Source organism: Microbacterium sp. 22195 (assembly GCF_052056515.1).
Taxonomy (GTDB): Bacteria; Actinomycetota; Actinomycetes; order Actinomycetales; family Microbacteriaceae; genus Microbacterium.
In genome coordinates this window covers 823,649-836,317 of record NZ_JBQEPE010000001.1, presented here as the reverse complement: position 1 = coordinate 836,317, position 12,669 = coordinate 823,649, and the positions used below count along the sequence as shown (strand labels likewise).

9 protein-coding genes are annotated in these 12,669 nt (G+C 69.4%); 7 read left to right on the top strand and 2 right to left on the bottom strand.

Features of this window, described 5'->3' with window-relative positions:
* The first annotated feature begins 107 nt into the window (after positions 1–107).
* Positions 108–2,255 carry a DEAD/DEAH box helicase gene (locus tag ACTJJ4_RS04180; protein WP_440942142.1) on the top strand — a complete coding sequence of 716 codons (2,148 nt, stop codon included), beginning with the start codon at positions 108–110 and terminating at the stop codon, positions 2,253–2,255.
* A gap of 222 nt (positions 2,256–2,477) precedes the next feature.
* Positions 2,478–3,506, top strand: a complete 1,029-nt coding sequence (locus tag ACTJJ4_RS04175) for a 6-phosphofructokinase (RefSeq protein WP_285633178.1) — start codon at positions 2,478–2,480, stop codon at positions 3,504–3,506.
* Positions 3,507–3,528: 22 nt separating this feature from the next.
* Here the strand turns inward: ACTJJ4_RS04175 and ACTJJ4_RS04170 are convergent, their stop codons facing one another.
* The gene (locus tag ACTJJ4_RS04170; protein WP_440942141.1) at positions 3,529–5,640 is read right to left on the bottom strand and encodes a S9 family peptidase; all 2,112 of its coding nucleotides are present in this window, start codon (positions 5,638–5,640) and stop codon (positions 3,529–3,531) included.
* Positions 5,641–5,836: 196 nt separating this feature from the next.
* On the opposite strand from ACTJJ4_RS04170, the gene ACTJJ4_RS04165 reads away from it, so the two are divergent.
* Genes ACTJJ4_RS04165 through ACTJJ4_RS04150 form a run of 4 tightly spaced genes read left to right on the top strand, consistent with a single transcriptional unit; the run spans position 5,837 to position 10,122 of the window.
* Positions 5,837–7,303 carry an anion permease gene (locus ACTJJ4_RS04165; protein ID WP_440942140.1) on the top strand — a complete coding sequence of 489 codons (1,467 nt, stop codon included), beginning with the start codon at positions 5,837–5,839 and terminating at the stop codon, positions 7,301–7,303.
* The gene (locus ACTJJ4_RS04160) at positions 7,300–7,641 is read left to right on the top strand and encodes a peptidase (RefSeq protein WP_292697817.1); all 342 of its coding nucleotides are present in this window, start codon (positions 7,300–7,302) and stop codon (positions 7,639–7,641) included. Before ACTJJ4_RS04165 ends, ACTJJ4_RS04160 begins: the two co-directional genes overlap by 4 nt.
* A gap of 52 nt (positions 7,642–7,693) precedes the next feature.
* Positions 7,694–8,611 carry a phosphodiesterase gene (locus ACTJJ4_RS04155; protein WP_440942139.1) on the top strand — a complete coding sequence of 306 codons (918 nt, stop codon included), beginning with the start codon at positions 7,694–7,696 and terminating at the stop codon, positions 8,609–8,611.
* Positions 8,612–8,661: 50 nt separating this feature from the next.
* Positions 8,662–10,122, top strand: a complete 1,461-nt coding sequence (locus ACTJJ4_RS04150) for an aspartate ammonia-lyase (protein WP_440942138.1) — start codon at positions 8,662–8,664, stop codon at positions 10,120–10,122.
* A 67-nt stretch (positions 10,123–10,189) separates the two neighbouring features.
* Here ACTJJ4_RS04150 and ACTJJ4_RS04145 read toward each other — a convergent pair whose 3' ends face one another.
* On the bottom strand, positions 10,190–11,059 hold the full coding sequence (locus tag ACTJJ4_RS04145; RefSeq protein WP_440942137.1) for a fumarylacetoacetate hydrolase family protein: 870 nt from the start codon (positions 11,057–11,059) through the stop codon (positions 10,190–10,192).
* A 59-nt stretch (positions 11,060–11,118) separates the two neighbouring features.
* On the opposite strand from ACTJJ4_RS04145, the gene ACTJJ4_RS04140 reads away from it, so the two are divergent.
* Positions 11,119–12,597 carry a PrsW family glutamic-type intramembrane protease gene (locus tag ACTJJ4_RS04140; RefSeq protein ID WP_440942136.1) on the top strand — a complete coding sequence of 493 codons (1,479 nt, stop codon included), beginning with the start codon at positions 11,119–11,121 and terminating at the stop codon, positions 12,595–12,597.
* The last annotated feature ends 72 nt before the right edge of the window (positions 12,598–12,669 follow it).

Below are 12,669 nucleotides of genomic sequence, written 5' to 3'. Positions count from 1 at the left end.
CGCAGTCCGAGAGCCGCTCTCCGCACGGTCCTGGCTGGCGCCACACGCGGAACACAGTAGGAACCGAAGGCCTCTTCGGCACTTCGGCATTCACGCTCAGGAGGAGCATGCCGACCACGGCGACCGCCGCATCGCGGCGCAAGAAGACCTCTCGTCGAGACGAAGAGGCACCCCTCATCCCGATCCTCGCGCGCAAGGTCCGCGAGATCGAGGCGAAGGCCCAGCGATCCAAGCTCGGCCCCACGAATCGCGTCAAGTTCCAGGTGATCGCGTTCCTCGTGCGCGAGGAGCGCGCCAGGGTGAAGTCGGACGCCGAGCTCGGCGACTCCGCGCGCGCCGAGCTGCTCAAGCGCCTCGACGGCGTGGCGACGATCCTCGCCAAGACCGCGGCTCGCGACACGTCGCTGATCCAGCTGCTGGAGGCGGACCAGGCGACCTCCCCGGTCGCGAAGCGGATGCGGCGGGACTGGCTGCTCGAGTCGGGTGCCGAGCTCGCTCCGGAGGAGCTCGTCATCACCGACATCGCGCCGGTGCGCACCACCCAGGTCGTGCCGGCCGCCCTCGCCGAGAAGCAGGTCACCCCGCCCTCGGTCGAGTCGCGTCAGCTCGCGAACCCCTTCCTCGCGCCCGATCTCACGCCGCGCCCGGCCTCCGTGCCTCGGCGCCGCCTGGACGGCTGGGAGCTGATGGGCCCCCTGTACAAGGCCTTCGAGTCGGGTGCGGGTGGAAGCGCGGCCTCCATGGAGCTGCCGCCCCTGCCCGAGTACGACCACATCTCGCCCAAGGGGCGCGAGGTCATGGTCCACCAGTCGCGGTTCGTGGAGTCCGTGCGCGCCGGGCACCGCAGCTTCCTGCTGGCCGACGAGCCGGGCCTGGGCAAGACCGCGCAGTCGGTGCTCGCGGCATCCGTCGCCGACGCCTACCCGCTGCTCGTCGTCGTGCCCAACGTGGTGAAGATGAACTGGGCGCGCGAGGTGGAGCTGTGGACGCCGCAGCGCCGTGCGACCGTCATCCAGGGCGACGGCGACGACATCGACGCCTTCGCCGACGTGTTCATCGTGAACTACGAGATCCTCGACAGGCACCTGTCCTGGCTCGGCGCGATCGGCCTGAAGGGCATGGTCGTCGACGAGGCGCACTTCATCAAGAACCTGTCCTCGCAGCGGTCTCAGAACGTGCTCGCACTGGCATCCCGCATCCGCGAGCGCGAGCAGCATCCGCTCATGCTCGCGCTGACCGGAACCCCGCTGATCAACGACGTCGAGGACTTCGACGCGATCTGGCGGTTCCTGGGCTGGACCAACGGCGAGAAGCCCGAGCCGGTCCTGATGGAGAAGCTCGACGCCACCGGACTCACGCCGGCCGACAAGTCCTTCTACGCCGAGGCGCGCGAGGCCGTGATCTCGATGGGCATCGTGCGCCGCAAGAAGAAGGACGTCGCGGCCGACCTGCCGGACAAGCTCATCGCCGACCTTCCCGTCCAGCTGGACGACGAGTACGGTCGCAGCATCCGAGCCGCTGAGCGCGAGCTGGGGGAGCGGATGGCCGCCAAGTACCGCCGCATCGTCGAAGCGCGCGCGGCGGCCCATGGACCGTCCGGCTCGCACGAGATCGACGACGACATCGTCCGTCTGGTCGCGCACAACGAGCTCGAGGAGTCGAAGGCCGCCGGCACCGGCGGGGACAACGTCTTCACGATGGTGCGGCGGATCGGTCAGGCCAAGGCGATGCTCGCTGCGGACTACGCCGCCCAGTTGCAGCGCTCGGTGGAGAAGGTCGTCTTCTTCGCCAAGCACATCGACGTCATGGATCAGGCCGAGGCGCATTTCGCAGCATCCGGCATCAAGGCGGTGTCGATCCGCGGCGATCAGTCCACCCCCGCACGTCAGCAGGCCATCGACGCCTTCAACAACGACCCCTCGGTGGGTATCGCGGTCTGTTCCCTTACCGCCGCCGGCGTGGGCGTGAACCTGCAGGTGGCCTCGAACGTCGTCCTGGCCGAGCTCAGCTGGACCGCTGCCGAGCAGACCCAGGCCATCGACCGGGTGCACCGCATCGGGCAGGACGAGCCGGTCACCGCGTGGCGGATCATCGCCGCGCACACGATCGACACGAAGATCGCCGAGCTCATCGACCAGAAGCAGGGGCTCGCCGCGCGCGCCCTGGACGGGGAGGCGGTGGAGGAGGCTCCGGGCGAATCCGTGCAGCTCGCGGCCCTCATGCACCTGCTGCGGGAGGCGCTCGGCGCGGCCTGATCGTCACATTCCCGAAGAGGGCGTTAAGAACACACGTTCTTGGCGCCCTTTTTCGTCGATATCGGCGGGTTTCGTGAAGATCTCATCGGATGCCTCGGATCCGACGTCAAGATTCTTGGTTTTCGCGCCTTCAGGAATGGCATCCGGGGTGCATCCCCACTAGGGTCGAGAACAGGCAACGTCGCCGGTTCCCCTCTCCTCCCGAAGCACGAAGGCAGCAGCATGAAGATCGGCATCCTCACCAGCGGCGGCGACTGCCCCGGACTCAACGCCGTCATCCGCGGCATCGTGCTCAAGGGCACCACCACGTACAACCTGGAGTTCGTCGGCATCCGCGACGGTTGGCGCGGCGTCGTCGACGGCGACTTCTTCCCCCTCACCCGTCACGAGGTGAAGGGCCTGTCCAAGGTCGGCGGCACGATCCTCGGCACCAGCCGCACCAACCCCTACGAGGGCGTGCGCGGGGGAGCGGAGAACATCGCGAAGACCCTGGCCGCTCACGGCATCGACGGCATCGTCGCGATCGGCGGAGAGGGTACGCTCGCCGCCGCGGACCGGCTCTCCAAGGACGGCATCAACGTGCTCGGCGTGCCGAAGACGATCGACAACGACCTGCGGGCGACGGACTACTCGTTCGGCTTCGACACCGCCGTGAACATCGCCACCGACGCCATGGACCGGCTCCGCACCACGGGCGACTCCCACCAGCGCTGCATGGTCGCCGAGGTGATGGGCCGGCACGTCGGGTGGATCGCGCTGCACGCCGGAATGGCGGCGGGCGCCCATGTCATCTGCATCCCCGAGGTGCCGATGTCGATCGACGAGATCTGCGCGCTCGTCACGCGCGCCTTCGACCGCGGTCGCGCGCCGCTGGTCGTCGTCTCCGAGGGCTTCAAGCTGAGCGGCATGGACGAGGCGTACAGCGACAAGGGCCTGGACGCGTTCAACCGTCCGCGGCTGGGAGGCATCAGCGAGATCCTGGCGCCGGAGATCGAGCGGATCACCGGCATCGAGACCCGCTCGACCGTGCTCGGTCACATCCAGCGCGGCGGCTCGCCGTCGGGCTTCGACCGCGTGCTCGCGACTCGCCTCGGCCTCAACGCGGCCGACGCGCTCGTGGACGAGTGCTGGGGGCAGATGGTCGCCATGCGCGGCACCGACATCGTGCGGGTGCCGTTCGAAGAGGCGCTCGGCGAGCTGAACACCGTGCCGCTCAGCCGCTACGAGGAGGCCTCCGCGCTGTTCGGCTGACCCGGCGGCCGGGCCGGGCGGTTCAGTCCGCCAGGCCCAGCACGTCCAGCATCCAGGCGAGCTCGAACGCGCGCTCGCGCCAGGCGTTGTACCGGCCGCTCACGCCGCCGTGGCCGGCCGACATCTCGCATTTCATGATCACGTCGGCGGCACCCGCATGGCGCAGCGCCTGCACCCACTTCGCCGGCTCGACGTACAGCACGCGGGTGTCGTTGAGCGAGGTCATCGCGAGGATGCGCGGATAGGCCGAGGCATCGGGCGCGATGTTCTCGTACGGTGTGTACGACTTCATGTACGCGTACACCTCGGGGTCGTGCAGGGGGTCGCCCCACTCGTCCCACTCGATCACGGTGAGCGGCAGCGACGGGTCGAGGATCGTGGTCAGCGCGTCGACGAACGGCACGGCGGCGAGGATGCCGGCGAACAGCTCCGGGGCGAGGTTCGTGACCGCGCCCATCAGCAGCCCGCCCGCGCTGCCGCCCTCGGCGACCATCCGCTCCGGGCTGGTCACCCCGGTCTCGACCAGGTGGCGGCCGGCGGCGACGAAATCGGTGAAGGTGTTGCGCTTGGTCAGCTCCTTGCCGTCCTCGTACCAGTGCCGGCCCATCTCGCCGCCGCCGCGGACGTGCGCGACGGCGAAGATCACGCCGCGGTCCATCATCGACAGGCGCATCGTCGAGAAGCCGGGGTCGATCGAGTGCTCGTACGACCCGTAGCCGTACAGGTGCACGGGGCGCACCTCGGCGCCGGGCTCGCCGAACGACCGCTTCCACACCAGGGAGATCGGCACCTGGGCGCCGTCGGGCGCGGTGGCCCACACGCGCTGCTGACCGTAGTCCGACGAGTCGTAGCCACCCAGCACCGGCATCTGCTTGCGCACGTGCTTCTCACCCGTCGCGAGCTCCAGCTCCAGCACGGTCGAGGGCGTCACGAACGAGGTGTAGCCCATCCGCAGGAACGGGGCGTCCCACTCGGGGTTGCCGGAGAAGTACGCCTCGTAGAGCGGCTCGTCGAACTCCACGGCGTCGAGCGCGTCGGTGCGGTAGTCCAGCAGCGCTGCACGCGGCATGCCCTCGGTGCGGTACTCGACGGTCGCGAAGTCGCGGAAGCAGTCCACGTCGAGCAGCCGCCGGCCCGGAGTGTGGGGGAGGATCACACGGCGCTCGCCCTGCGGGTCGGACGCCGCGACCGAGACGAGCTCGAAGTCGAGGGCGCCGTCGTTGTGCAGGATGAACAGGCGGTCCTCGCCGTCGACGACGGCGTGATCCACGGAGTACTCCACGCCTTCCACGCGGGGCCAGACGGGCTGCGGTGCGGCGGTCAGATCGGTCAGGTCGAGCAGCAGCTCCTCGCTGGTGATCTTGGAGCCCAGCCCGATGACGAGGTACTTCTTGCTGCGGGTGATGCCCGCGCCCAGCCAGTAGCGCTCGTCCGGCTCGTGGAACAGCTTCACATCGTCGGCGACCGGGGTGCCGATGCGATGCAGCCACAGGGTGTCCGGCCTCCAGGCCTCATCGCGGGTCGTGTAGACGACGGCGAGACCGTCCGGGGTGAAGAACGCCTGACCGGTGCTGGGGATCTCGTCCGCGAGTCGCTCGCCCGTCACGAGGTCGCGGACGTGGGCGGTGTACAGCTCGTCGCCCTCGAAGTCCACCGACCACAGCATCCGCGTGCCGTCGTCGGAGAGGTCGAACGCGCCCATCGAGAAGAACTCGTGCCCCTCGGCCTCGACGTTGCCGTCCAGCAGCACCTGCTCGCCGGGAACCGCCACGCCCGGCTCGAGCACCGGGGGAGTCCAGTCGTCAGGACCGGAGATCGCGGTCCGGCACTGGATGCCGTACTGGGCTCCCTCCTCGGTGCGGCCGTAGTACCACCAGTCGCCCCGACGCGTCGGCACGGAGAGGTCGGTCTCGAGCGTGCGCGACTTCACCTCCTGGAAGATCTCGTCGCGAAGTCCGCTCAGGTGCGCGGTGCGTGCGTCCGTGTACGCGTTCTCCGCCTCGAGGTGCGCGACGACCTCGGCGTCCTCCTTGGCGCGCAGCCATTCGTACGGGTCCTCGAAGGTGTCGCCGTGGTGGGTGCGGGCGACGGGACGGCGGTCTGCGACGGGCGGTTGGATGCTGAGTTCGCTCACGGGTCCACGCTATCGGAGCAGCCCCGCCCCGGGCGCGCCGGCCACAGCGTTCGAGGGGGTGCGAAGTTGACCGAGGCGGGGGAGGATGGGAGGATTCTCGCGGGCCCGTATACGGAACATGAACCCACGGTGAACTCTTCGTTCGTCACGCCGGCGCACCGGCATCCCCTCCTGACAGTCCCAACGAAAGAGAACGGTGGAAACCGCAGCCCTCGTCGTCGTGCTGGTCATCGCACTGGCACTCTTCTTCGATTTCACCAACGGATTCCACGACACGGCGAACGCGATGGCGACGCCGATCGCGACCGGAGCCCTCAAGCCCAAGACGGCCGTTCTGCTGGCCGCGGTGCTGAACCTCGTCGGCGCGTTCCTGTCGACGGAGGTGTCCAAGACCGTCTCCGGCGGCATCATCAACGAGTCGGCGGTCGGCCACACGCTGCTGCCGGAGCTGATCTTCGCCGGCCTGATCGGCGCCATCACCTGGAACATGCTCACCTGGCTGCTGGGGCTGCCGTCCAGCTCCTCGCACGCCCTGTTCGGCGGCCTGATCGGCGCCACCATCGTCGGCTTCAGCGCGAGCGGCATCAACTTCGGCGTCGTGCTCTCCAAGGTCATCCTGCCGGCGCTCATCGCACCGCTCACCGCGGGCGTCATCGCGTACGTGGCGACCAAGGTCGCGTACGGCCTGACCCGTCGCTACGACGGCAAGCCCGACGGCCGCTCCGGCTTCCGGTGGGGGCAGATCTTCACGTCGTCCATGGTCGCGCTCTCGCACGGCACCAACGACGCCCAGAAGACCATGGGCGTGATCACCCTCGCGCTCATCACGGTCGGCTGGCAGAGCGGCGATCCGGGCAGCCCCGAGTACCACAACCCGGAGTTCTGGGTGATCGTCGCCTGCGCCGGAACCATCGCGCTGGGCACGTACCTCGGCGGCTGGCGCATCATCCGCACCCTGGGCAAGGGCCTCACCGAGGTCAAGCCCGCTCAGGGCTTCGCAGCAGAGAGTTCGACCGCTGCCACGATCCTCGCCTCCAGCGCGTTCGGCTTCGCGCTGTCCACCACGCAGGTCGCCTCCGGCTCCGTCATCGGCTCTGGTCTGGGACGCCGCGGCTCCACGGTGCGCTGGCGCACCGCAGGGCGCATCGCGGTGGGCTGGCTGCTCACGCTCCCGGCGGCGGGCCTCGTCGGCGCCCTGGCGGCCGTCATGGTGCGCTGGCTCGGTGGCTGGGGTGTCGCGATCGACGCTGTGCTCGCCGTCGTCATCATCGTCGGGCTGTTCCTGCGCTCACGGCGCAACGCCGTGACCCACGCCAACGCGATGAGCGACGTGGCCGAGTCCGGTCACGCCGTCGAGCTCCCTGAGGTGCCCGGTCCCACCCGCCGCACCAGCCGCATCGAGCTGATGCGCGCACTCGAGCGGGCCGAGCGCAAGGCTGATGACGCCGAGCGTGCGGCCAAGAGGGCCAAGAAGCTCAAGAAGTCCGGTGGCACGCCCAGCGAGGTCAAGGCCGCACGCAAGGCCGCCGAGCGCGCCGCCCAGAAGTACGCCGAGGCCGAGAAGGCCGCAGCGGCGTGGGAGGAGCTGAGCGCCAGCCGCCGCGCTCGTGCGAAGCTCGCCGAGTGGGACCTCGGCGTCGACGATCAGGAGGGCGCCCGATGAGTGTCGAGATCGACTGGATGGCCTTCCTCAGCGTCTTCGCCGCAGCCCTGATCGGCGCGGTCGCCATCGTCGCGTTCTACGCGCTGGGCCTGCGGATGCTGGTTCGCGCCGGGCGGGTGCCGGTGGTGACCCCTGCGGAGTTCACGGACGCCATCACCGTGCTCTCCGAGAAGGACATCAAGCGGGCGGCCAAGCAGGCGGAGAAGGCGGCGCGGAAGAGTCCGCTCACCGAAGGCCAGAAGACCCTCGCGTTCGTCGCGGCGCTCGGATGCTTCGCGCTGTGCGCCGCCGCGGTGATCGGCGGCATCCTGCTCATCGTCCTGGGTGGCGGGCACTGAGGATCCGCACTCGGATGGCGCGGACGTCGGCGGGCGACCCTATGCTGGGCGCATGATCGACACACCGGTGTTCGGACGCCATCAGCCGCCGTCGCACACGATCATCCACCTGAGCGACCCGCACTTCGTCGCCGGGGGGGCCCGGCACTCCGGCGGCGCCGACAGCGACGGGAACCTCGCGCACACGCTCGAGACGATCCGGCGGGTCGATCAGCATCCGTCGGCGATCGTCGTCACGGGCGATCTGACCGACTTCGGCGAGCCGGACGCGTACCGGCGCATCCGCGCGGCGATCGAACCCGTCGCCGCCGAACTCGGATGCCCGATCGTGTGGGTCGCGGGAAACCATGACGAGCGACCCGCGCTGCGCGCGGAGCTGCTCGACGAGCCCGCGAGCGAGGAGCCCGTCACGGGCGTCTGGGACCTCGACGGACTGCGCCTGATCGCGCTGGACACCAGCGTCCCCGGCTGGCACCACGGCGACATCGACGCCGCGCAGCGGGACTGGCTCGCGGGAGTGCTGGCCGAACCCGCCCCGCACGGCACGCTGCTCGCCCTGCACCATCCGCCGCTGCCGGCACACGTGCCGCTGTTCGACATCCTCGAGCTGCAGCATCAGGACGAGCTCGCCGACGTCATCCGCGGCACGGACGTGCGGGGCATCCTCGCAGGCCACCTGCACTACTCGTGCTCGGGCATGTTCGCGGGAGTCCCCGTGAGCGTCGCGTCCTCGACCTGCTACACGATGAACCTGGGGCGGCCCGCCGCCGAGGTGAACGGAATGGATGCCGCGCAGGCCTTCCAGCTCGTGCATGTGCGACCCGACGTCATCACGCACACCGTCGTCCCGGTCGCGGAGGCGCCCACCGGCGACTACTTCAGCGAGGAGTGGGTCCGCGGGATGGCCGCGCTGTCGCCGGAGGGCCGGCTCGAGGCCTTCTCGCGCAAGCCGCCTGCCGCCCGGGCATAGAATTGATGCATCCCCCGCATCCCATCCGCCACCACCCACAAGGAAGTGACATGGCTGCTGACGCGCCTGCCCTGACCCGTACTGAGACCGACTCGATCGGAAGCCTGGAGATCCCCGCCGACGCCTACTACGGCGTGCACACGCTGCGGGCCGAGCAGAACTTCCCGATCACCAAGCGCCCGATCTCGGTGTACCCCGATCTGATCCGCGGCCTGGCGATGGTCAAGCAGGCCTCGGCCCGGGCCAACAAGGAGATCGGCGTTCTCGACGCCGAGCGCGCCGACCTGATCGACGCGGCCTCGCAGCGCATCATCGACGGGGAGTTCCACGACCAGTTCGTCGTCGGCGTCATCCAGGGCGGTGCGGGCACGTCGACCAACATGAACGCGAACGAGGTCATCACCAATGTCGCGCTCGAGATGGCCGGCCGCGAGAAGGGCGACTACGCCTACCTCTCGCCGATCGACCACACCAACCGCAGCCAGTCCACCAACGACGTCTACCCGACCGCCGTCAAGATCGGCCTGTCGCTGAACCTGCGCTCGCTGCTCGACGAGCTCGACCTGCTGCGCCAGTCGTTCCTGGGCAAGGCATCCGAGTTCCACGACGTGCTCAAGGTCGGCCGCACGCAGCTTCAGGACGCCGTGCCGATGACGCTCGGTCAGGAGTTCCACGGCTTCGCGACGACGCTCGGCGAGGACCACAGCCGTCTCACCGAGAACGCCTCGCTGATGTTCGAGATCAACATGGGCGCCACGGCGATCGGCACCGGCATCACCACGCACGCCGGTTACGCGCCCACCGTGCTCAAGCACCTGCGCGAGATCACTGGTCTGGACCTGCAGACCGCTGGCGACCTCGTCGAGGCCACCAGCGACACCGGCTCGTTCATGTCGTTCTCCTCGTCGCTCAAGCGCAACGCGATCAAGCTCTCCAAGATCTGCAACGACCTGCGTCTGCTCTCCTCCGGCCCGCAGGCCGGCCTCGGTGAGATCAACCTTCCCGCCATGCAGGCCGGCTCCAGCATCATGCCCGGCAAGGTCAACCCGGTCATCCCGGAGGCCGTCAACCAGGTGGCTTTCGCCGTCGCCGGCGCCGACGTCACCGTGACCATGGCGGCCGAGGGCGGGCAGCTCCAGCTGAACGCCTTCGAGCCGGTCATCGCGCACTCGATCTTCCAGTCCATCACCTGGATGCGTCAGGCGATGTGGACGCTCCGCGTCAACTGCGTCGACGGCATCACCGCGAACCGCGAGCGCCTGGGCGCGATGGTGGGCGCATCCGTCGGCGTCGTCACCGCACTGACCCCGTTCATCGGCTACGCGGCATCCGCCGCCCTCGCGAAGACCGCGCTGCTGACCAACCGCAACATCGCCGACCTCGTCGTCGAGGCCGGTCTGATGACGCGCGAAGAGGTCATGAAGCAGATCTCGCCGGCTCGCCTCTCGGGCCTCGAGACCGTCACCTCGGCCATCCCGGTGATCGCCGCGGAGGATCTGCCGGAGAACTGATCCCGGAATGCGGAAGAGGCGGATGCTGAACAGCATCCGCCTCTTCTTCGTCTGAGCCCGCGCCCGATCAGTCCAGGATGCGGCAGTGCGTGGTGAGCTCGCCGATCCCCTCGATGCCGACCGTGACGGTGGAGCGGTCGCGCAGGAAGATCTGCGGGTCGCGGGAGTAGCCGGCGCCGCCGGGGCTGCCGGTGGAGATCAGCGTGCCGGGGAGCAGTGTGACCGAAGACGACAGGTGCGCGACCAGAGTCGCGACGGTGCGCACCATCTGCCCCGTGGACGCATCCTGCACGGTGTGACCGTCGACGACGGTCCAGATGTGCAGCGCCTGAGGATCGGGGATCTCGTCGGCGGTCACCACGACGGGGCCGGTGGGGGTGAAGCCGTCGAAGGACTTGCAGCGGCACCACTGGGCCTCGGCGAACTGGATGTCGCGCGCCGTGATGTCGTTGACCACCGTGTAGCCCCAGACCGTGCTCAGCGCGTCCTCCTCGGACACGTCCTTGGCGGGCTGTCCGATGATGACGCCCAGCTCGGCCTCGTAGTCGACCGACTCGCTGAGCGTGCGCGGCCACGAGGTCGTCTGGCCGTGTCCCGCCAGCGAGTTCGGCCACAGGGTGAAGACGGTGGGAGCGGTGTCGGTCTTGAGGCCCAGCTCGCTGGAGTGCGCGGAGTAGTTCAGGCCGACTGCGAGGATCGCGGGCGGGTCGACGACCGCGGACCCGAAGGAGAACCCGTTCAGCGGATGCCGCGGAGCAGCGCCCGCCGCCACCGCGGTGCGCAGCGCCTCGAGCATCTCGTCACCGCCCACGATGAGTTCCTGCAGGGTCTTCGGGCCGGGGGAGAGGAGGTCGCTGACCAGGATCGCCTCGTCGCCGTCGATGACGGCGAGCTGGAGGGAATCCGAGTCGCGAGCGCTCAGATGGGCAAAACGCATGCCTCTACGCTACCGGCCAGGATGCCCCCGTCGGCTGAGGCTCCCTCTAGGCTTTGCTCATGAGCTTTGGAGGACAGCCCCCGGCCTACCAGCCGCCGCCCCCGTCGGGCCAGCCGGTGCCCGAAGGGCAGCAGCCCGCGTACGGTCAGCCGCCGACCCCCGTGTACGGTCAGCCGCCCGCACCCGTGTACGGCCAGGGGCAGCCCCCCTACGGTCAGCCTCCCGCTCAGCCGTACCCCTCCGCTCCCGCGTATGGTCAGCCGCCGGCTCCCTCGTACGGTCAGCAGGCGCGGCAGCTGGCGCCCCAGGCGCCGGTCTCGGATGCCTACGCGGCGACGGCTTCAGCCGCGCCCGCGATCGGCTACGGCCAGCCTCAGCAGCTGGCACCGCAGCCGTCGGCCGCAGCAGCGTACGCGCCGCCGGCTCCGCTCTCGCCCGCCCCGGTCGCCGGTGTGCCGGCGCTGCCGATGCCGGTGCGCAAGGGGCGCTCGGTCTCGGTGTGGGTGTTCGGTGTGCTGGGCTTCGTGATGCTCGCGCTGATCGCCTACTTCGCGATGTTCCTCGGCACGGGCGCCTCGGTCGTCGGCCTGATCCTCGCCTTCGTTCCGCTCGGCATCGTGCTGTTCGGAGTGCACCTCATCGACCGCTGGGAGCCGGAGCCGAAGAGCCTGGTGATCTTCGCGCTGGCCTGGGGCGCGATCGCGGCGATCGGCATCGCGTTGCTGTTCGACCTGCTCCTGACCCTCGCAGCCGGCCGCCCGGACGACTTCTTCTCCGCGGTGATCCAGGCCCCGCTGATCGAGGAGATCGGCAAGGGGCTCGGGGTCTTCCTGATCTACGTCATCGGACGCCGGGCGTTCGACGGCCCGGTCGACGGCGTCGTCTACGGCGCGCTGGTGGGTGCGGGATTCGCCTTCACCGAGAACATCCAGTACTTCGGTGTCAGCCTCGTCAACGGCGGCGCCGGTGAGCTGACCATCACCTTCATCCTCCGCGGCCTTCTCTCGCCGTTCGCCCACGCCATGTTCACGGCGCTCACGGGCTTCGCCATCGGGCTCGCGGCACGCCGCGGGGCGACCGTCGCGGGTGCACTCGGCGCCGGGGCGCTGGGACTGCTCGGTGCGATGGCGCTGCACGCCTTCTGGAACGGCTCGTCGATGCTGGGCGACTTCTTCACGCTCTACCTCACGGCGCAGATCCCGCTGTTCCTCGGCTTCATCTTCGCGATCGTCGCTCTCCGGCGGGCGGAAGCCCGCCTCACCCAGCGACGGCTCGAGGACTACGCCGCAGCCGGCTGGTTCACGAAGGAGGAGGTCGTCATGCTGGCGACCCCCGCCGGACGCAAGGCCGGGATGCAGTGGGCGCGCGGACTGCGGGGGGACCGCCGCAAGCTGATGCGGTCGTTCATCAAGGACGCCACGGAGCTGGCGGCTGTCCGTCAGCGGGCGATCAACGGGCACGACGCCTATGCCGCTGCGGACGAGCAGTCGCTTCTGGCACGCACCAGGGCGACCCGCGCGCACCTGCTGGCGTACTGAGCGAACACCGCTCCGAACAGCACTCAGCGCCCGGTGCTGCGGCGATGCCTGCTAGTCTCCCGGGCGCTGAGT